Below are 20,478 nucleotides of genomic sequence, written 5' to 3' on the forward strand. Positions count from 1 at the left end.
GCTCAGGCCGCCTTCGGCAGGTCTGCGGCGGTGATCACCTTCAGCTCCGGAACCGGAACGATGAAGGCGCCACCGTTCTCGAGGTAGCGGCGCTCGCGCGCCAGGAACTCGTCGATGAAGTTCCAGGCGAGCACCAGGTAGGCGTCGGGCGCGGGCACGCTGCCCTCCTCGACGATCGGGATGCGCGCGCCGGGGATCAGGCGGCCGAACTTCAGCGGGTTCTTCTCGGCCGCATACTGAACCAGCCGCGGGCCGATGCCGAAGGCGTTGAGCAGGGTCGCGCCCTTGGCCGGGGCGCCGTAGGCGTGGACCGTCTTGCCCTCGGCGTGCATGCGCTCCAGCAGATCGAGCAGCGCGCTCTGCAGGCGCCGGACGTTCTCGGCGAAGCCGAGATAGGTCTCGAAGGTGCCGTAGCCGCGGGCCTCCTCGTCGGCGCGCATGCGCCTGACCGCGTCGCTGACGGGATGGGCGCCGGGGAAGCCGACATGCGCCTCGAGGGACCCGCCATGGACCGGGACGACGCTGACATCGAAGACTTCGAGACCGTGGCGCGCGAAGAGCTGCTCCAGGGAGCGCAGCGTGTAGTAGCACAGGTGCTCGTGATAGATCTGATCGAAGGCGGTATTCTCGATCATGCCACCCAGATAGATCGCCTGCACGACGAAGACGCCGTCCGGCTTGAGCAGCGTGACGATGCCTTTCACGACGCTGTGCAGCTCCTCCAGGTGGAAGAAGACGCCGGCGGCGGTGATCAGGCTCGCCGGACCGTCCTGGGCGCGGACGAGTTCCGCGGTTTCCGCATTGAAGAAACGGTTCACGGTCGGCACGCCCGCGGCGCGGGCCAGTTCCACGACGTTGGAGGCGGGCTCGACGCCGCAGCGGCGCAGGCCGAAGGGCTCGTACTGCCGCAGCCACGTGCCGTCGTTGCTGCCGATGTCGACGACGAGGTCCTGAGGCCCGAGGCCGTACCGCTCCACGAGCCGGGCCGCGGTCTGGCGGAAATGCTCGACCAGCGTCTTCGTTGTCCCCGAGACGTAGGGATAGTCGCTGAACATGCTCTCCTTCGGGATCGTGTGATCGATCTGGACGAGCGTGCAATCGTGGCAGAAGCCGGCGCGCAGGGGGAAATGCGGCTCGCGCCGGTCGGCGAGTTCCGGCGGGATCAGGCGGTTGCAGTGCGGCTGATCGGTCAGGTCGAGGAACAGCTCGACATCGCGTCCGTCGCAGACGCGGCATGCCATGGCGAGTTTCGTTCCTGTCATTGTAAAACCTGTAACCATCCGCGATGCAGCGATTTACGAGCAAGAGGCGCTTAACGGTGGACGTTGAACAGCGCAACTAACGCCGCACGCGGGATAAAACAATGTCAAAATACATCATATCTTACATAATAGAGAGTTTTTACGCGACAAATACAATCTAAATCTCTCGTAATAAGCAAAATATCATGGCATTCGTCGATAAAAAGCTTGCCGCAGAATCAAATTTACGGGTAGAAATCCCGTTTTTGGCAAAGAAAATATGAAAAAAAATATACTTCTTCCTTGATTTATATCCGAAGCAACGTGTTACAGCAGGTTCGATTGACGCATGAAGGCGAGCAGGTCATCGGCGACGAAATGATGCACGGCGAGCCCCGCCGCTCGACCCGCGGCAAGATCTGATTCCTGGTCACCGACCAGGAAACTCCGCGCTCGATCGATCTCCCAATGGGTCATCAAGTCGAGGATCATGCCAGGTTTCGGTTTACGCCACGCGTGGACCGCCTTGTAGGTCTCGACGGTCCCGTCGGGGTGATAGGGGCAGAACCGCAGGTCGTCGAAATGCGCGCCCACCGCGTTCAATTCATCCTGCATCCACCCCGTCAGGACGGCGAGATCCGCTTCCGTGTAAAAGCCGCGGGCGATCCCGGCCTGATTCGTAATAATGAACACGAAAAAGCCGGCGTCGTTCAAGCCGCGGATGGTTTCACGGGCGCCGTCTATCCAGTCGAACCTGTCGATTGAACCGACATAGCGATGATCGTGATTGAGAACGCCGTCACGATCCAGGAATGCCGCGGCCCTCCGTCGGCGGGCTGGAATCTCCGTCTGAGCCCGAGCATAACTCTCAGGCACGCCGATATCGAGGAAATAGCCGTCGTAGGCCCGGCCGAAGACGCGTCCCTCGGCGACCAGCCCGGGCAACACGTCCTGCTCAAGGGAGCAGGAGGCAGGCAGGCCCGTCAGGGCATCGCGGCGCACGAGATAAACCCCGGCATTGACGAGACCAGGGCCGGGGGCGGGCGGCCGTTGCAGGAACGCCGTGATCCGCGCCCCCTCAAGCACGGCCACGCCGTAGCGCGACGCGTCCGGGACCCGCCGGAGCGAGAGGATCATCGCCGCATCCGGATGGCAGGATGCGGCGAGCGTGAGGGAGAGGAGATTGAAATCGAACCAGGAATCGCCGTTCAGGAGAAGGAACGTTTCCTGCGCCTCGGCGAGAGCATGAACAACCGCCCCGCCAGTCCCGGCCTGCTCCGGCTCGATCGAGACCCGCAGCGTCATGCCGAAGCGGCGGGCGATCGGGTTGTCGGCGGCGTAGCTGCGGATCTTCTCGCTGTAGAAGGACGCCAGCAACACGACGTCGGTGAATCCGTGACGACCCAGTTCAAACAGAAGCACGTCCAGGAACGGCTCGCCAGCCACGGGCAGGAGCGGCTTGGGGGTCGCCGCCGTTAAAGCGCCGAGGCGGGTGCCGAAGCCCCCACACAGGATCATCGCCTGCCTGACTGCGCCCGGCTTCGCATCCACCGCCCTGGTCAAAGTCGGCCCCTCACTTCTCCGCATTGCGCGGGAACAGGTTTTGCTCGACGAGACCGCAGACGATATGCGCGGCGGTGATGTGAACCTGTTGGATCAGGGGGGTCGCATCCGACGGCGCGTGCAGGCACAAGTCGGCCCGCTCCGGCATCGATCCTCCCGTCGCGCCCGTGAAAGCGACGATTCGAACGCCAATCGCACGAGCGGCATCCATCGCCCTCAGCACGCTCGGCGAGCGCCCGGACGTGGAAAGCGCGAGTAAGACGTCGCCCGGACGGCCGAGAGCCAGAACCTGCCGCTCGAACACGTGTTCGTAGCCGTAATCGTTGCCGATCGCGGTAATCACGGAGGTGTCCGTCGTCAGCGCTATCGCCGCGGCGGGTGGGCGATCGTAGTTGAGCCGCGAGACGAACTCGCCCGCGATGTGCTGTGCGTCGCCGGCACTCCCGCCGTTGCCGATCGTCAGGAGTTTCCCGCCGCCGCGCAAGGAGGCGGTGACGAGATCGGCAATCTCGAGCACAGTCGCGTGGAAGCGCCGATCATCGAGGGCATCCTGGAAAGTGTCCCGGGTTTTCGTAAGGAAATTGACGATCGGGCTCATGATTACCTCGAGACGCTACCCGTTCAAGCCAGCGAGAGACAGGCTTCATGGCGCAGCGTTCAGTGATCCTCGTTTCTTCACAGACTAAACGTTGGCGAACCGAGAATTTCGAATCATCCGGAAGCCCTTGATCAGTTCCTTGATACCCCGATCGAGATCGAAATCGGGGAACCAGCCGGTCGCCTCCAGCTTCTCGTTGGACACGATGTAGTCGCGCTTGTCCGGATCCTCGCCGATCGGGGCCTCGACGTAGACGAAGTTCGGAACGTGCGCCTTGATGCGCTCGCAGAGCTCCAGCTTCGACAGGTTCGCGCTCGACAGGCCGAGATTGTACGCCTCGCCACGCATCCGGCCGTGATTGTCCATCGCGTGAATGAAGCCTTTGGCGACGTCGCGGATGTGGATGTAGTTGCGCTTGAAATGCCCCTCGAAGACGAGGAGCGCTCGATCGGTCACGGCGCGATGCGTGAAATCGTTGACGAGGAGATCAAGCCGCATGCGCGGTGCCATGCCGAACACCGTCGCGAGCCGCAGGCTGACGCCGCGCCCGCTGTCGAGCACGGCCTTCTCGGCTTCCACCTTGGTGGTGCCGTAGAGCGAGATCGGTCGTAGCGGCGACTCCTCGGTGCAGAACTTGCCGGTCTCACCGACGCCGTAGCCCGAGTTGGTCGTCGGATAGACGATCATCTGCTCGCCACTCGCCCGCTGAACCAGCGCGACGACGGCATCCCGATTCAGTGTGGTAGCGCCGATCGCGTCTTCCTTGCACAACGGCGCTCCGACCAGGGCCGCAAGCGGGACGAGGACATCGTGCTTCGGCACCAGGTCGTCCAGAATCCGCGTATCGCGCGCGTCACCCTTGATGGGCTCGAACCCATCGTAGAGACAGGCGGCGGACAGGTCCGGAGTTCCTGCCTTGAATGTGTCCAAGACCGTGACGTGGTGCCCGCGTTCCAGCAACATCGGCACCAGGATCGTGCCGATATAGCCTGCGCCGCCAGTGATCAGAATGCGCATCGTGACGTCTCGTCTCATTCAGTCAGTGATGATTTGAAGCTGAGCCGCTTCATGAACAGGCGGCTACCGGCTTTGGCAGTAAATCAGGGTCGAACCATCGACGTCGACGCTGATCGGGATGACCGAGAGAGGGGCAACCCGTTCGGCTAGGCCGGGAATCCGCTCTGGATCGATCAGGGCGAGGAAAAAGCCGCCGCCCCCAGCACCGCACAGCTTCGCCCCATAAGCACCCGAGGCGACGATCGTTTCGAACAGATCGTCGAGAACAGCGTTGGAGACATCTGGCGAAAGCGTCCGCTTGATCTTCCACGACGCTGAGAGCATCTCGCCGAGCTGCGTGAGCCAGCCCGGAGTTCCGCATTCCAACAGGGAGACGCATTCCGCCACAAGGCGGTAGAGCTCGGACAATTCCCTGTCGATGGCCCGGGTCCGCGTCACGGCAATCTGCGCGGCGACAGTTGTCGTCGCGCGGCGCGCGATGCCGGTATGCACGAGCACCATTGAAGCGTTGAGCTGCCGCAGCGTTGCAGAGGTCATCTGAAGGGGGGATATTCGGATCGCGGAGCCGCTGAAGTCGAACCGATTTATACCCCCGAAGGCTGCGTGAAGCTGGTCTTGTACGCCGACATTCTCGCATAAGATGTCGCGTTCGACCTCAATCGCTTTTTTCGACAACTCGATCTTCGTCGGCTTTTGTCCGAGCAGCGCATACACCGTCCGCAGGAACCCTACGGTGAATGCAGACGATGACCCTAACCCGCTGCCCGCCGCCGGAAGATCTGAGATGACGCTGACATCGAGGCGGTGGCTGACGTCAAAATGCCTCAGGACCTCCCGAACGACTGGGTGCTCTATTTCAAGAACATTTTGACAATGCTCCAGCTTGGAGTAGCTGAGCCTGTAATTATAGTCCTGGCATCCGACCAGACCCAAAGCAGCTATGATAATATACTTGTCGATCGCCATGCCGACGACTGCGCCCGGCTCACGCTCGAAATACTCCGGGTAGTCCGTCCCACCACCGAATAAACTAACCCGCAGCGGCGTGCGCGTGACCGTGAGCATTACAGCAAATCCATTTGCACAATTCGTTTTGATGTCTCGAAGTTTTATATTTATGAATCAGTCCAGATCTTCGATATGCTGGCGATCGGCCATAACATTCATAGGATCGATGCGCTAGGTCCATAGAAAGATATTTTATAATCAATAAATCGGTCGGTCTTATGCCGAAAAACTACAATACACTATGAAATATATCATCCCAATGTAAAATTATAATTTTCAATATGCCGAAATGACGGCATGTATTTGGAATAAATATTTGTAGCGCTCTATTGGAATCGGCACGATGGTTAAGATTATGCATCGACCGGCTATGGATCGACCACTGCACACCGAAAAACTCACGGACGAGATTGCCCCGCCGCTGCAACTGCCGCGTTGCCGTTCGGGGGACGGGCACCGTCCGACCAAAAACCGGGCGGTGCTGGCCAGCGTTCTGCTCGTGCTCCGCCCTGGTCTGCCCAAGGGCGATGCTGTCGACCCGCGCACCGGCGGCAATGCTCTTCGACGGACTGATGGCCAGAGCGCATAACCTGTGCCCCGTTCGCCCCTTGCTCCACCACGCTAGGCCCCGCTGAGCGCGAGGTTTTCTGGCATCCTGAGCCCTGACGGAGGGTGGATGCCGGGCATCCGTCAGGTCAAACCTGCCATCCTCGGCCCGTCATTCAGAGGGTCAACGGCGCCTGATCCAAACCGGGCCAGCTGTCATGCGGTCGCGATCCAGATCGCGAATCCCGACACCCCGCTGCCGCAGCTCAGATCGAGGCACACCAGCCCTCACGGCCAACGGAGCAAACCTCGCGTCGATGACGGGCGGGTCATCAGCGGCATCCTACCTGTGCTGAAACCCGGGGACCGAATACGCCTTCCACCTCCGGTCGGCACATGCGCATCGCGCTGCATTCGCCGCCGGGTCAAGACACATCACGGACCGTTGCACCGGCGCATTTGTCGAAGCCGTTGCCGCCCGACGACACAAGACGCATCGGATATGGCCTAATCTGCTCCCTTCCAGAAGGCGGATGCGCACAGCATGGCCAGCAAGCATTTCGTTCACCCCACCCCGCACCCGAAAGCGACCATCAGGCTCGGCGGGTTCGACGTCCCCTGCGCGATCCTGGCGTCCGACGAGGGCAGCGCCCATGTGCGCGTGATCACGGCCGGCGGGATTCCGGAGCATCTGACGCTCGTTCGCGGGGGTGAAATGCTGCGGGCGCGGGTCGCGATCCGCAAACAGGGCCCGCTGGGTCTGGATCTCTGGCTTGACCTGCAGGGCGCGCGAGACGCACAGGCCGCGTAGAGGTGCGTCGCCGACGGCGCTGCGTCGAGGATCGATCCTCAGAGGAATCGAAGCCTTCACATGAGCTCGGTCCTGTCGCCGGCCTGGCCCCGGCCCGATCCCCTTCGGGTCTCGGAGACTTCCGTATGACGACGAATCCCGTCTAGGACATCGACACCCGATACATCCGCCAGATCCAACAGCAGCAGCAGATCGAGCTGGCGCTGATCAAGGCGGAGCGCGACACGGCCGTGCGGGACCGCGATCGGGCGCAGGCGCATTCCGATGCGATGGCCAAACTGGTCGAGGCCCTGTTGGCGAGCCTGCGGCCCTACGGGTTCAGCCGCAAGCGGTTCGTGCTCGCCATTCGCAAGGCGGCGCGCACCGTCCCGGACCGCGAGCCGGATTCGCTTCAGCACGCCGTCCTGTTCGAGGGCTCGAACAGGATCCTCGGGGGCCAGTCCCTCGGTGGCGCGCGTCTTTAGAGCGCCCCCGAACTCCCGCATCGGTCTCATGCAGAAGGTGGAACACAGGGCCATGGATGTCGAGCTCCTGACGGTGTTCAACGCCTTGATCGATCTCAGGAACAACCTGGACGACAAGCCCCATCTCCTGGGATCCGAGATCGAGTTCCTGGCCTTCGCCACGAAGATGGCCCCGTATTCCAACGCGCAGCTGCTGCAGGACCTGTGGGTCCTGTACGAGCTGAAGGAGAAGCGGCACGGCTATTTCGTCGAGTTCGGCGCCTGCGACGGCATCAGCCTCAGCAACACGCTCCTGCTCGAGAAGACCTTCGGCTGGCAGGGCGCCCTCGCGGAGCCGGCCCGGGCCTGGCACGCCGCGCTATACGCGAACCGAACCTGCTACATCTCCGACAAATGCGTCTACAAGACCGACGGGGTCGAGGTCCTGTTCAACGAGGTCGATATCGGCGAGCTGTCGGGCATGAACGACCTGGTGGAAGGCGATTTCCACGCGCAGTTCCGCCAGGAGGGCCGGCAATATCCGGTGCGGACGATCTCGCTGGAGCGCTTCCTCGCGGAGGCCCGCGCGCCCAAGCGGATCGACTACATGAGCATCGACGTGGAAGGCGGCGAGTTCGACGTGCTGAACAGCTTCGATTTCACCCGCCACGACATCGCGCTGATCAGCGTCGAGCACAACTTTTCGGACAGTCGCGAGAAGATCCACGCGCTGCTGACCGGCCTGGGCTACCGCCGCCGGTTCCGGCAATTGTCCCTGTTCGACGATTGGTACGCGCGGCCCGATCTCGTGACCGCCGGCGCTTGAGGGGCCGGCATCGTGTCCGCGCAGAACGCCATCGCGATCCTCGACTCGATGTTCGACCTGTTCAAGCAGATGGGCGGCGGCATCGCGCTCGACCTGCAATGGCTCGAGATCACGCGGCGCCTCCAGCTGGTCCGCCGGGAGGTCGCCTGGTCGGCCGACATGGCCTTCGTGGCGGCGAAGCTGAAGGCGCATGCCGCCCATTATGCCGCCACCTACCGGCCGCATGAGGGGTCGGAACGGATCCGGACGGCGAATACCGAGAAGCTCGACAAGGTCGTCGAGCAGTATTCGATTCTTCGCGCCCATCTCGAGCAGCAAGTGCCGGCCGCGTAGGCCCGGAGCAGGCCGTCCGGGGCCGGATGCCCCCGGTGGGGCGACGCGGTGCCGGCTCGAACGGCCTGACAAGTCCCCAGCTCCGACAGCAGAGCCGCTGCGGCCCCGTTGACTGGTTTCGGCCAGTCGCTATCGAAGCGTCGAGATACAGAGAGTCCGCGCACGAACGCGGACCCTGAGGAAACGCCGGGCCCGCGTGCCCAAATCAGGAGGGCCGCCCATGTCGTCTCCATTTCGCTCGTCCCTGTCCCGTCGCCGGTTCCTCGCGACGGGCTCGACGGCGATCCTCGCCGGGGGCGTGGCCATGCCGCACGTGGCCCGGGCGCAGCGCGCGGACTTCACCTACAAATACGCGAACAACCTGCCCGACACGCATCCGATGAATGTCCGCGCCCGCGAGATGGCGGAGGCGTTGCGCGTCGAGAGCGGCGGCCGGTTCGATCTGAAGATCTTCCCCACGAGCCAGCTCGGCTCGGACACCGACACGCTGAGCCAGCTGCGCTCGGGCAGCGTCGAGTTCTTCACGATGTCGCCGCTGATCCTCTCGACCCTGGTGCCCAACGCCTCGATCAACGGCATCGGCTACGCCTTCCCGGATTACGACGCCGTCTGGCCGGCGATGGACGGCGAGCTCGGCGCCTGGGTCCGCCAGCAGATCGCCAAGGCCAACCTCGTCGCCATGGAGAAGATCTGGGACAACGGCTACCGCCAGACCACCTCCTCGACCCGGCCGATCGCCAGCCCGGACGACTTCAAGGGTTTTCGGATCCGCGTGCCGGTCTCGCCGCTCTGGACCTCGATGTTCCGGGCGTTCGAGGCCGCCCCCGCCTCGATCAATTTGAACGAGACCTACTCGGCCCTCCAGACCAAGATCGTCGAGGGCCAGGAGAACCCGCTGGCGGTGATCGCCACGACCAAGTTCTACGAGGTGCAGAAATACTGCTCGCTCACCAACCACATGTGGGACGGCTACTGGTTCCTGGCGAACCGCCGGGCCTGGGAGCGGATCCCCGAGGATCTGCGCACCATGGTCGCCCGCCACATCAACGCGGCCGGGATGAAGGAGCGGGCCGACGTCGCCAAGCTCAATGCCAGCCTGCAGGAAGACCTGACCAAGAACGGCCTCGTGTTCAACAAGCCCGATCCGGAACCCTTCCGCGAGAAGCTGCGCAAGGCCGGCTTCTACGCCGAATGGAAGGGCCGCTACGGCGAGGAGGGCTGGTCCCTCCTGGAGAAGGCCTGCGGGAAGCTGGCGTGAACGGCCCGACGGGGCCGGCGCCGCGCGGCGGCGTCGCGCCCTGTTCGCGGCGGGTGATGAACCTCGCCCATTTCCTGCGCCGGGCGGCCCGCCGCTGGCCGGACGCGATCGGCCTCGCCTGGGGCGACCGGAGCTGGAGCTGGGGCGCCCTCGATGCCCGGGTCGACGCCATGGCGGCGGCGCTGGCGGCCCGGGGGATCGCCAAGGGCGACCGGGTGCTGGTCCAGGCCCGCAACGGCAACCCGCTCTTCGAATCGATGTTCGTCTGCTTCCGGCTCGGCGCCGTCTGGGTGCCGACGAATTTCCGGCAGACACCCGCGGAGGTCGCCTATCTCGCCAGCGCCAGCGGCGCCTCGGCGTTGATCTGCGGCACGGAGTTCCCCGACCACGCCGCCGCGATCCGCGCCGCCGCACCCGAGCTGGGCCTCGTGGTCGAGATCGGCGGCTCGGCTTTCGGGCTGGATTACGACGCCCTGGTCGCCGCGCATGCCGGGGAGGCGGCCCCGGCCGCCGATGTCGAGCACGACGACCCGTGCTGGTTCTTCTTCACCTCGGGCACCACCGGCCGGCCGAAGGCGGCGGTGCTCACCCACGGCCAGATGGCCTTCGTCATCACCAACCACCTCTGCGACCTGATGCCGGGGACCACCGAGGCCGACGCCTCCCTGGTCGTGGCGCCGCTCTCGCACGGCGCCGGCATCCACCAGCTCGCCCAGGTCGCGGCCGGCGCGAAGACCATACTCACGGGCGGCACGCGCCTGGACCCCGCGGAGGTCTGGTCCCTGGTGGAGCGGTGGCGCATCACCAACCTGTTCACGGTGCCGACCATCGTGAAGCTCATCACCGAGCACCCGGCGGTGGCGGCCCACGACCATACGAGCCTGCGCCACGTGATCTATGCCGGCGCGCCGATGTACCGGGAGGACCAGAAGCGGGCGCTGCGGGCGCTCGGGCCGGTGCTGGTCCAGTATTTCGGGCTCGGCGAGGTGACCGGCAACATCACCGTGCTGCCGCCCCGCCTCCATGCCGCCGAGGACGGGCCGGGTGTGAAGGTCGGCACCTGCGGCTTCGAGCGCACCGGCATGCAGGTGCAGATCCAGGACGGGGACGGGCGGGAGCTGCCGGCGGGCGAGACCGGCGAGATCTGCGTCTGCGGCCCGGCGGTGTTCGCGGGCTACTACAACAACCCGGAGGCGAACACGGCCGCCTTCCGGAACGGCTGGTTCCGGACCGGCGATCTCGGCCATCTCGACCCGGAAGGGTTCTTGTTCATCACCGGCCGCGCCTCCGACATGTACATCTCGGGCGGATCGAACGTGTATCCGCGCGAGACCGAGGAGTGGCTGCTGCGGCACCCTGCCATCGCCGAGGCGGCGATCCTGGGGGTGCCCGACCCGGCCTGGGGCGAGGTCGGCGTGGCGGTCTGCGTCGCCCGTCCCGGCACTGAAGTCGGCGAGGCGGAGCTGATCGCGTGGCTCTCCGGCGAGGTCGCCCGGTACAAGCTGCCCAAGCGGGTGTTCTTCTGGGACGCATTGCCGAAATCCGGCTACGGCAAGATCACCAAGCGGGCGATCCGCGAGGGGCTCGAGGCCCGCGGCTGCCTGCCCCTCGATGCCGGTTCCCCTGCCGGACGATAACGGACCCGGAATCTGCATTCGCTGCACCGCACCCGGCCGAGACCGTAGGCGGACCGGGTGGGTGAAGATTTCGTGCGCGCTTCATGCTTTCCTTGCATGGCAGGCCGCAAAGGAGACCTCTCACGCGCGATCCCGGGCGGGCGCATATTGCACCGCAGCAACCGGGCGTCCTTGCCCGGCCCTTGTTCGGGATCGGGCACGATGGCCACCCTCGCGTATCTCGTCGGCTTCCGCTCGGAGCGCTCGCTCCTCGGCCAGGTCGCCGGCCGCCTCGAAGGCGCGCTGAAGCGCGTCGCCGCCGGTCGCTACGCCGAGCAGCGCGAGCGCGTCGCGCGCACCGGCGGCGCCGGGATGATCTGACCGGCCGACAGCGTCAGGCGAGGCGCGCCCGCGCAGCCTCGGCCACGGCTTCGGCGGTGATGCCGAAATGGTGGAACAGCGCCTCCGGCGCCCCGGAGGCGCCGAAGCCGGTCATGCCGACGAAGCCGCCCTCCTCGCCGATCCAGCGGTCCCAGCCGAAGCGCAGGGCGGCCTCCACGGCAACCCGGACCGTGTCCCGCGGGATGACCTGCCGGCGATAGGCCTCGTCCTGCGCCGCGAATGCCTCCCAGGACGGCATCGAGACCACCGCGGTCGGCACGCCCTCCGCCTGGAGCTGGTCGCGGGCCGCGAGCGCCAGCGCCACCTCCGAGCCGGTGCCGATCAGCGTGACCCGCCGCGTCCCCTCGGCTTCCGCCAGCACATAGGCGCCCCGGGCGCTGCGATTCTCGGGGCCGCCCGGCCGGCGTAAGGCGGGGAGCGGCTGCCGGGAGCAGATCAGCGACGACGGCCCGTGCCGGTTGGCCAAGGCCATCTCCCAGCACTCCGCCGTCTCGACCGCGTCCGCCGGGCGCAGCACCAGCATGTTCGGGATCGCCCGCAGCGTGGCGAGATACTCCACCGGCTGGTGGGTCGGGCCGTTGCGGCCGATGGCGATCGAGTCGTGGCTGTAGACCGTGATGACCGGCAGGTTCATCAGCGCCGCCATCCGCAGCGACGGGCGCATGTAATCCGAGAAGACCAGGTAGGTGGCGCCCACCGGCACCAGGCCGCGATGGGCCGCGATGCCGTTCATCATCGAGCCCATCGCGTGCTCGCGGATGCCGTAATGCAGGTAGCGCCCGGAGCGGTCCTGCGCCGTGAAGGCGTGGAGTTCACCCTTGTGCCGGGTCGGCCCTTCGAGATCCGGGGCGCCGGAGAACAGCTCAGGGATCGCCTCCGACAGGGCGGCGACGATCTCGGCGGAGACCTCGATGCTCGGGCGCGCCGCGCCGGCGGCGGCGAGGCGGTCGCGCTGGGTCTGGAGCGCGTCGCGCCAGGTCTCCGGCAGGCGGCCGGCGCTCACCCGGTCGAATTCTGCCCGGACCGGGGCGGGCAGGGCCTCGCGCCGGGCCTGCCAGGCCGCATAGGCGGTGCGGTTGCGCTCGGCGACGCCCCGGCGCCACGCCGCGGCGACGTCGTCCGGCACCGTGAAGGCCGGATGGTCCCAGCTCTTCGCGGCCCGGGCCTCGGCGAGGTCGGTCTCGAACACCCGCCCGCCATGGGCGCCGCGCTGACCCTCCAGCCGCGGCAGGCCGCGGCCGATCACGGTGCGGCAGGCGATCAGGGTCGGGCGCGGGTCGGACTGGGCGAGGCGGATCGCGGCGGAGACGGACTCGACGTCGTGGCCGTCCGCGTCGATCACCTGCCAGTCGGCGGCGCGGAAGCGGGCGCGCACGTCCTCCGAGATCGACAGGTCGGTGGCGCCGTCGTCGGTGATCCGGTTGTCGTCCCACAGGAAGGTCAGCTTCGCCAGGCGCAGATGGCCGGCGAGCGAGATCACCTCGTGGGCGATGCCCTCCTGCAGGCAGCCGTCGCCGACCAGCGCATAGGTGCGGTGATCCACGAGGCCGGGCCCGAATTCCGCGGCGAGCTTGGCCTCGGCCACGGCCATGCCGACGGCGTTGGCGATGCCCTGCCCGAGGGGCCCGGTGGTCGCCTCGATGCCGAGCTCGGGGGCGATCTCCGGATGGCCGTGGGTGTGCGAGCCGAGCTCGCGGAAGCGGCGGATCTGCTCCATCGGCAGGCCGGCATAGCCGGCGAGGTGGAGCGCCGCATAGAGCAGCATCGAGCCGTGCCCGTTCGAGAGCACGAACCGGTCGCGGTCCGGCCATTCCGGATCGGCCGGGTTGCACTTCAGGTGGCGGGTGAACAGAGCCACCGCGATCTCGGCGCAGCCGAGCGGCGCGCCGGGATGCCCGTCGCCAGCTCGCTCGATGGCGTCGAGGGACAGGAAGCGGATCGCGTCGGCCATCCGGGCGGTGAGGGCTTCTCGGGTCTCTGGCATGGCGGTGGCTCGGCGTTCAGGCATGCGTCGGGGTTTCCAAAGGGCTCAGCCCTTTGGCGGGGTATCGGGGCGGAGCCCTGATGAAGCGGTCTTGGCTGTGCAGCAGGGCTTTGCCCTGCACCCACGAAAGGTCTCGGACCTTTCGGATCCGGGATTTTCAGAGGAACCCGATCGAGAACCAGGGGACCAGGATGATGACGACGAGGCCGACGAGCAGGGCCAGGATGTAGCCGACGATCGGGCGCATGCCCGCGTCCGGGTGGATCCGGCTGATCGCGCAGGCGGCGTAGTAGCCGACCCCGAAGGGCGGGGCGAACAGGCCGATGCCCATCGCGAGGATCACCACCATCGCGTAGTGGACCTCGTGCACGCCGACCTGCCGGGCGATCGGGAACAGCAGGGGGCCGAACAGCACGATCGCCGGGATGCCCTCCAGCACCGAGCCCAGGATGATGAAGGCGCCCGCCGACACGAACAGGAAGCCCACGGGTCCGCCGGGCAGGCTCTTCATCGCCACCGCGAGCGTCTGCGAGAAGCCCGACTGGGTCAGCGCCCAGGCCATGCCGGTGGCCGCGCCGATGATCAGCAGGATCGCCCCCGACAGGGTCGCGGTCATGACCAGCATCGGGTAGAGCCGCCGCCAATCGAACTGGCGGTAGATCAGGAGCCCCGCCAGCACCGCGTAGACGATGCCGATGGTCGAGACCTCGGTGGCGGTGGCGATGCCCTCGACCACCGCGAAGCGGATCACGAAGGGCAGGGCCAGGGCCGGCACCGCCACCACGAGGGCGCGGCCGATCACGCCCCGCGACGGCCGGGCGACGTGGCTCAGGTCCTCCCGGCGGTAGCGCCACCAGACCAGGGCGCAGAGGGTCACGGCCAGAACCAGGCCCGGCATCAGGCCGCCGGTGAACAGGGCCGTGATCGACACGCCGGTGACCGAGCCGATGGTGATCAGCACGATGGAGGGCGGGATCGTCTCGGTCTGCGCGCCGGTGGTGGCGAGCAGGGCCACGAGGTCGCCCTCCTTGGCGCCCCGCGCCTTCATCTCGGGAAACAGCACGGGCGCGACCGCGGCCATGTCGGCGGCCTTCGAGCCGGAGATGCCCGAGACGAGGTACATGGCGCCGACCAGCACGTAGTGCAGGCCGCCGCGGACATGGCCGAGCAGCGAGGCCAGGAACCCGACCATGGCCCGGGCCATGCCGGTCATCTCGATCAGCAGGCCGAGGAACACGAACAGCGGCACCGCGAGCAGGATGAGGTGGCTCATGCCCTCGTCCATGCGCCCGACCACCACCATCGACGGGGCGTTGGTGGTGAGCGTGATGTAGGCGTAGGTGGACAGCCCGAACGCGAAGGCGATCGGCACGCCGGAGAAGACCAGGGCGCCGACGCCGAGCACGAAGAACAGCAGCAGGTTGATGTTGCCGAGCCCCGCGAAGACGGGCTGGAGCGCGACGAGCCCGGCGGCGATGCCGCCGCCCAGCGCCAGGGCCCCGACGGTGAGGCGCCAGTCGGCGGTCTCCAGCAGGCGGATCAGCGCGACCAGCAGCATCAGGCCAAAGCCGATCGGCAGGGCGGCGGCCCGCCAGGCGTTGTTGAGCTCCAGCGCGGGGGTCTGGACGAAGGTCTCCTCGCTGGCAAATTCGAAGGCCGGCTCCAGCACCAGAGCCACGAAGATCAGGCCGGCCACCAGGGCGACCGTCTCCAGGAAGGCGCGCAGGCGCGGGCCGCACATCGCCACGATGGCGGTCATGCGCATGTGCTCGGCGCGGCGGAAGGCGACCACGGCGCCCAGCATGGCGAGCCACAGGAACAGGATCGCGGCCAGCTCGTCCGACCAGACCAGCGGCTCGCGGAACACGTAGCGGCTGACCACGCCGCCGAACAGGACGGCGATCTCGGCCAGAACCAGCAGCGCCGCCGGGATCTCCACCAGGTAGCCCAGGGCCACGTCCAGCTTGCGCAGCCAGGACCGGGCGCGCAGGGGCGGCCCCGCCAGCTCAAGCCCGGCCGCGCTCTCGACGGCCGCGATGTCGATCTGCATGGCGGTCGTTCCTCAGGTGAGTTTGCCGGATACGTCTTCGAGATGCGACCACGCCGCATCGCCGTACTTGGCCTTCCAGTCCCGGTAGAAGCTCGTCCGGCCCAGGGCCTCGCGGAAGCGCGCGCGGTCGACGTCGACGAAGCTGATGCCCTTGGCGGTCAGGCCCTCGCGCAGGGACAGGCTGAGCTTGGCCACATCCGCGCGCTGGTCGGTGCCGGACCGGTCGAGCTCGCTGGAAACCGTCCGGCGCAGGTCCTCCGGCAGGCGCTGCCAGGCCTTCTTGTTGCCCAGGATCCAGTAGCCGTCCCAGACATGCCCGGTCAGGCTGCAGGATTTCTGCACCTCGTAGAGCCGGGCGGTGGCCGTGATGGCGAGCGGGTTCTCCTGGCCCTCGACGACCTTGGTCTGGAGGGCGGAGTACAGCTCGTTGAAATTGATCGGCGCCGCGCCGGCATCGAGCGCCTTGAACAGCGAGGTCAGCATCGGCGCCGGGGGCACGCGGATCTTGAAGCCCTTCAGGTCCTCGGGGGTCCTGATCTCGCGGGTCGAGGAGGTGATCTGCCGGAAGCCGTTGTCCCAGACCTTCGAGACGGTGAGGATCGGCGTCTTGGCGATCTCGGCCCGGACGTAGTCGCCGAGCCCGCCATCCATTGCCGCCCAGACCGCGTCGTAATCCTTGAAGGCGAAGCCGGTGTTGGGCAGGCTCGCGGCCGGCACGAAGGTGGCGAGGATCGAGGTGGCGAGGTTGAAGAACTCGACGCTGCCGTTGCGCACCTGCGCCAGCAGGTCGGTGTCGGAGCCGAGCTGGTTGGCCGGGAACAGCTTGATCTCCAGCCGCCCGCCGGTCGCCTCGCGGATCCGGTCGAGGGCCTCCTGCGCCCGGACGTTGACCGGGTGGGTCGGGTCCTGGCCGGTGGCGAGCTTGTAGGAGAACTCGGCCGCCTGCCCGCGCCGGGTCAGGATGCCGAAGACCGGAACGGCGGCCGCGCCCGCGAGCAGGCTGCGGCGGCTGAAACGCGTGTGGCGCATGGTTTCACTCCCTGGGTCGTCCCGAGCCGCGCGATCCCCGCCGTTAACCGGTCGTGTGGATCGTGCGGCCCTTCAGTCTTCGCGGCCCGGTACTGGTACCGGCGGACCGCTTCTGTGCGTCTCACGCGCCGTTTCTGCTCCGGCGCCAATCATCCAGGCTCAGCGGCGCGGGGACAAGCCGTGGCGGCGCACAAACGCCGACACTTCACCGCCCATCGGCCCGCCCCCTTATTCCCCGTTGAGGGCGCGATAGGCGCGCACCACCTGGCTGTCGTCGGCGGCGCCGTCGCCCCGGCCCGAGGTCGAGACGAAGAGCTGATGGGCCAGCGCCGCCAGCGGCAGGGCCGCGCCGGCGCTGCGTCCGGCCTCCAGCACGATGCCGAGATCCTTGACGAAGATGTCGACCGCGCTGGTCACCTCCGGCTCCGCCTCCAGCATCCGGGGCCCGCGGTCGCGCAGCATCCAGCTCGCGGCCGAGGAGCCCGAGAGGATCTCCAGCACCACCGCGCAATCGACCCCGACCCGCCCGGCCAGGGCCATCGCCTCGGCGGCGGCCGCGATATGGACGCCGCACAGGAGCTGGTTCACCGCCTTGACGGTGGCGCCCTGGCCCGGCCGCTCGCCGACATGGAAGATCCGGTCGCCGAGCGCGTCGAGGACCGGGCGGATCGCCGCCAGGGTCGCAGCCGGGGCCGCGGCCATGATCGTGAGCTTGGCGGCCTTCGCGCCGACGACGCCCCCCGAGACCGGGGCATCCACGAACCGGCGGCCGGTGGCGCGGACGCGTTCCGCGATAGCCTCCACGGCCCCCGGCGGACAGGTCGCCATCAGGACCACAATCCCGTCCGGGGCGAGGGCGTCGAGGGCGCCGTGCGCGAACAGCACGTCGTCGGCCTGGGCGGCGTTCACCACCATCAGCAGGAGCGCGTCGGCACCGTCAGCCGCCTGCGCCAGGGTCTCGGCCGGAGCCCCGCCCAGGGCCGCGACAGCCGCGCGGCTCTCCGCCCGGACGTCGTAGCCGCGCACGGAAAACCCCGCGGCGACGAGATGGCCCGCCATCGGCAGGCCCATGGCGCCGAGGCCGACGAAGGCGAGGCGGCTCACAGCCATCCGCGGATGCTCCGCGCCATGGCGGCCGCCGAGATCCCGTAGCGGTCGTGGAGCGTCGGCAGGGCGCCGGCGTCGAGGAATTCGTCCGGCAGGCCGATCTGGCGGAAGCCGCGCTCCGGCATCGTGCCGTTGCGCATCAGCAGGCCCGCCACCGCCTCGCCGAGGCCGCCGATCACCGTGTGGTTCTCGGCCACCACCACGAGCCGGCCGCCGCGCCCGGCCTCGCGCAGGATCGTCGCCTCGTCCAGCGGCTTGATCGTCGGCACGTGCAGGACCGCCACGTCGATCCGGTCGTCGCGCAGGGCGTCGGCCACCTCCAGCGCCCGCATGGTCATCAGCCCGGAGGCGATCACGAGCACGTCGCGGCCGTCGCGGATCGTCTTGGCCTTGCCGAGCTCGAACGTGTAGCCGTACTCGTCGAGCACCAGGGGGACGTTGCCGCGCAGGAGCCGCAGGTAGACCGGCCCCTTATGGGCGGCCATGGCCGGCACGACCTGCTCGATCTCGTGGGCGTCGCAGGGGTCGATGATCGTGAGGTTGGGCATGCCGCGGAAGATCGCGAGGTCTTCCGTCGCCTGGTGGCTCGGGCCGTAGCCGGTGGTCAGGCCGGGCAGGGCGCAGGCGATCTTGACGTCGAGATTCTCCTCCGCGATCGCCAGGCAGATGAAGTCGTAGGCCCGCCGCGCCGCGAACACCGCGTAGGTGGTGGCGAACGGCGTGAAGCCTTCCCGGGCGAGCCCGGCCGCCGCGCTCATCAGGAGCTGCTCGGCCATCCCCATCTGGTAGAAGCGCTCGGGATGGGCCTGCGCGAAAATGTGCAGGTCGGTGTATTTCGACAGGTCCGCCGACAGGCCGACGATGTCGGGCCGCGTCTTGGCGAGCTCGACCAGGGCATGGCCGAAGGGCGCGGCCTTGGTGCGCTGCCCGGGGGCGGCGAGCGAGGCGATCATCGCCGAGGTCTTGAGGCTGCCGCCCTCGCGGGGCGCGGGCTTCTCGTATTTCGAGCGTCTCACCGCACCCTCCCTTCGTCCAGGATCGCTAAAGCCCGCTGCCACTCGTCCGGCTCGACGCGCAGGAAGTGGTTGCGCTCGCGCGCCTCCAGGAACGGCACGCCCTTGGCCATGCGCGTGTCGCAGATGATGATCCGGGGCTGCGGCCCCGGGTGGTTCCGGGCGGCGTCGAAGGCCGCCACCAGCACGTCGAGGTCGTTGCCGTCGACCCGCTGCACGAACCAGTTGAACGCCTCGAATTTCGGGGCCAGCGGCTCGAAGTTGAGCACCCCCGTAGAGGCGCCGTCGGCCTGCATGCCGTTCACGTCGACGAGGCCGATCAGGTTGTCGAGCTTGAACGAGCCCGCCGACATGGCGGCCTCCCAGGTCGAGCCCTCGTCGAGCTCGCCGTCGGAGAACAGGTTGTAGACAAAGCTCGTCGAGCTTTTCCGCTTGAGGCCCAGCGCCATGCCGACCGCGATCCCGAGCCCGTGGCCGAGCGAGCCGCCGGTGATCTCCATGCCGGGGGTGTAGGCGGCCATGCCGGACATCGGCAGGCGGCTGTCGTCGCCGCCATAGCTCGTCAGCTCGTCCTCCGGGATGATCTCCGCCTCGATCAGCGCCGCGTAGAGGGCGATGGCGTAGTGGCCGATCGAGAGCAGGAACCGGTCGCGGCCCTCCCATTCGGGATCCTCGGGCCGGTAGGTCATGGCGTGGAAGTAGCTCACCGCCAGCACGTCGCTGATGCCGAGCGCCTGGGCGATGTAGCCCTGGCCCTGGACCTCGCCCATGCGCAGGGCGTGGCGGCGGATGCGGTAGGCGCGCTCGCTGAGCGGGACGTTGGACCCCGCGCGGGGCCGTTCGGTCGGCAGCCTCTCGGTCGGCATGGGACTTCCCCTCAGTGGATCAGCATGCCGCCGTTCACGTCGATCACCGCGCCGGTGATGTACGCGGACAGGTCGGAGGCCAGGAACAGGCAGGCCTTGGCGACGTCGTCGGCCACCCCGAGGCGCCCCAGCGGGATGCCCTTGGCGATCTCGACCTTGAGCTCGGGGGTGAGCTTGCCGCCGGTGATGTCGGTCTGGATCAGGCCGGGCGTCACGGAATTCGCCCGGATCCCGTCGGGGCCGAGTTCCCGGGCCATGGCCTTGGCGAGGCCGAGCACGCCGCCCTTGGCGGCGCTGTAATGCGGGCCGCCGAAGATGCCGCCGCCGCGCTGGGCCGAGACCGAGGACATGCACACGATCGCCCCCGAGCCCTGGCCGCGCATCCCCGGGATCACGGCCTGGCTCATGTAGAGGGTGCCGCGCAGGTTCACGTCGGTGACCGCGTCGTAGTTCTCCGGCGCGATCTCCATGATCTTGAGCGGCTGGGTGATGCCGGCATTGTTGACCAGCACGTCGATGCGCCCGAGCCGGGCGACGATCTCCTCGGCGGCCCGGTCACAGGCGGCCCGGTCGGTCACGTTGCAGGCGAGTCCGATATGGCCGGGGCCGATGTCGCGGGCGGCGTCCTCGGCCTGGCCGGCATCGAGGTCGAGCACGGCGATGCGGGCGCCGTAGGTCGCAAACAGGCGCGCCGTGGCCTTCCCGATGCCGCGGGCAGAGGCCGCCCCGGTGATCACGCAGACCCGATCGTTCAGCAGCATGGGACC

The 20,478-nt window shown here is 67.5% G+C and carries 19 protein-coding genes; 7 read left to right on the plus strand and 12 right to left on the minus strand.

Features of this window, described 5'->3' with window-relative positions; all coding sequences use genetic code 11:
- Window positions 1–2 precede the first annotated feature (2 nt).
- The 5 genes from LGR69_RS05330 to LGR69_RS05350 all read right to left on the minus strand — a co-directional run bounded on the left by LGR69_RS05330 (window position 3) and on the right by LGR69_RS05350 (window position 5,484).
- Window positions 3–1,241 carry a class I SAM-dependent methyltransferase gene (locus tag LGR69_RS05330; RefSeq protein WP_230365394.1) on the minus strand — a complete coding sequence of 413 codons (1,239 nt, stop codon included), beginning with the start codon at window positions 1,239–1,241 and terminating at the stop codon, window positions 3–5.
- Window positions 1,242–1,568: 327 nt separating this feature from the next.
- Window positions 1,569–2,792: an HAD-IIIA family hydrolase gene (locus LGR69_RS05335; protein WP_230365395.1), complete on the minus strand. Its 1,224-nt coding sequence runs from the start codon at window positions 2,790–2,792 to the stop codon at window positions 1,569–1,571.
- A 22-nt stretch (window positions 2,793–2,814) separates the two neighbouring features.
- Window positions 2,815–3,402, minus strand: coding sequence for a D-sedoheptulose 7-phosphate isomerase (locus LGR69_RS05340; RefSeq protein WP_230365396.1), 588 nt, complete (start codon window positions 3,400–3,402; stop codon window positions 2,815–2,817).
- Window positions 3,403–3,486: 84 nt separating this feature from the next.
- Window positions 3,487–4,419 (minus strand): NAD-dependent epimerase/dehydratase family protein, encoded by a 933-nt coding sequence (locus LGR69_RS05345; protein ID WP_230365397.1) that lies wholly within the window; start codon window positions 4,417–4,419, stop codon window positions 3,487–3,489.
- A gap of 63 nt (window positions 4,420–4,482) precedes the next feature.
- A complete protein-coding gene (locus LGR69_RS05350; protein WP_230365398.1) occupies window positions 4,483–5,484 on the minus strand; it encodes a GHMP family kinase ATP-binding protein in 1,002 nt (333 codons plus the stop codon).
- 1,033 nt (window positions 5,485–6,517) lie between these two features.
- On the opposite strand from LGR69_RS05350, the gene LGR69_RS05355 reads away from it, so the two are divergent.
- The 7 genes from LGR69_RS05355 to LGR69_RS05385 all read left to right on the plus strand — a co-directional run bounded on the left by LGR69_RS05355 (window position 6,518) and on the right by LGR69_RS05385 (window position 11,641).
- A complete protein-coding gene (locus tag LGR69_RS05355; RefSeq protein WP_230365399.1) occupies window positions 6,518–6,784 on the plus strand; it encodes a hypothetical protein in 267 nt (88 codons plus the stop codon).
- A 230-nt stretch (window positions 6,785–7,014) separates the two neighbouring features.
- Window positions 7,015–7,248 (plus strand): hypothetical protein, encoded by a 234-nt coding sequence (locus LGR69_RS05360; RefSeq protein WP_007558634.1) that lies wholly within the window; start codon window positions 7,015–7,017, stop codon window positions 7,246–7,248.
- A gap of 52 nt (window positions 7,249–7,300) precedes the next feature.
- A complete protein-coding gene (locus tag LGR69_RS05365) occupies window positions 7,301–8,053 on the plus strand; it encodes an FkbM family methyltransferase (protein ID WP_122160168.1) in 753 nt (250 codons plus the stop codon).
- Between the two features lie 12 nt (window positions 8,054–8,065).
- A complete protein-coding gene (locus tag LGR69_RS05370) occupies window positions 8,066–8,386 on the plus strand; it encodes a hypothetical protein (protein ID WP_091863341.1) in 321 nt (106 codons plus the stop codon).
- 220 nt (window positions 8,387–8,606) lie between these two features.
- Window positions 8,607–9,644 (plus strand): TRAP transporter substrate-binding protein, encoded by a 1,038-nt coding sequence (locus tag LGR69_RS05375; RefSeq protein ID WP_007558628.1) that lies wholly within the window; start codon window positions 8,607–8,609, stop codon window positions 9,642–9,644.
- Window positions 9,641–11,281, plus strand: a complete 1,641-nt coding sequence (locus LGR69_RS05380; protein ID WP_307355096.1) for an acyl-CoA synthetase — start codon at window positions 9,641–9,643, stop codon at window positions 11,279–11,281. The genes LGR69_RS05375 and LGR69_RS05380 overlap by 4 nt, the downstream gene beginning before the upstream one ends.
- Before the next feature lie 201 nt (window positions 11,282–11,482).
- Window positions 11,483–11,641 carry a hypothetical protein gene (locus LGR69_RS05385; RefSeq protein WP_007558623.1) on the plus strand — a complete coding sequence of 53 codons (159 nt, stop codon included), beginning with the start codon at window positions 11,483–11,485 and terminating at the stop codon, window positions 11,639–11,641.
- A gap of 13 nt (window positions 11,642–11,654) precedes the next feature.
- Here the strand turns inward: LGR69_RS05385 and tkt are convergent, their stop codons facing one another.
- The 7 genes from tkt to LGR69_RS05420 form a co-directional block, all read right to left on the minus strand.
- Window positions 11,655–13,646, minus strand: a complete 1,992-nt coding sequence (gene tkt / locus LGR69_RS05390) for a transketolase (RefSeq protein ID WP_230365400.1) — start codon at window positions 13,644–13,646, stop codon at window positions 11,655–11,657.
- Window positions 13,647–13,803: 157 nt separating this feature from the next.
- Window positions 13,804–15,696, minus strand: coding sequence for a TRAP transporter large permease (locus tag LGR69_RS05395; RefSeq protein WP_122160164.1), 1,893 nt, complete (start codon window positions 15,694–15,696; stop codon window positions 13,804–13,806).
- A 12-nt stretch (window positions 15,697–15,708) separates the two neighbouring features.
- Window positions 15,709–16,725 (minus strand): TRAP transporter substrate-binding protein, encoded by a 1,017-nt coding sequence (locus LGR69_RS05400; protein WP_230365401.1) that lies wholly within the window; start codon window positions 16,723–16,725, stop codon window positions 15,709–15,711.
- Window positions 16,726–16,953: 228 nt separating this feature from the next.
- Window positions 16,954–17,835: an NAD(P)-dependent oxidoreductase gene (locus tag LGR69_RS05405; RefSeq protein WP_230365402.1), complete on the minus strand. Its 882-nt coding sequence runs from the start codon at window positions 17,833–17,835 to the stop codon at window positions 16,954–16,956.
- The gene (locus LGR69_RS05410) at window positions 17,826–18,848 is read right to left on the minus strand and encodes a transketolase family protein (protein ID WP_007558612.1); all 1,023 of its coding nucleotides are present in this window, start codon (window positions 18,846–18,848) and stop codon (window positions 17,826–17,828) included. Before LGR69_RS05410 ends, LGR69_RS05405 begins: the two co-directional genes overlap by 10 nt.
- On the minus strand, window positions 18,845–19,711 hold the full coding sequence (locus tag LGR69_RS05415; protein WP_230365403.1) for a transketolase: 867 nt from the start codon (window positions 19,709–19,711) through the stop codon (window positions 18,845–18,847). The genes LGR69_RS05410 and LGR69_RS05415 overlap by 4 nt, the downstream gene beginning before the upstream one ends.
- An 11-nt stretch (window positions 19,712–19,722) precedes the next feature.
- Window positions 19,723–20,472: an SDR family NAD(P)-dependent oxidoreductase gene (locus LGR69_RS05420; RefSeq protein WP_230365404.1), complete on the minus strand. Its 750-nt coding sequence runs from the start codon at window positions 20,470–20,472 to the stop codon at window positions 19,723–19,725.
- Between the last annotated feature and the right edge of the window lie 6 nt (window positions 20,473–20,478).

Origin of the sequence: Methylobacterium brachiatum, assembly GCF_020523825.1 — a bacterium.
In the GTDB taxonomy this organism is placed as follows: Bacteria; Pseudomonadota; Alphaproteobacteria; order Rhizobiales; family Beijerinckiaceae; genus Methylobacterium; species Methylobacterium brachiatum.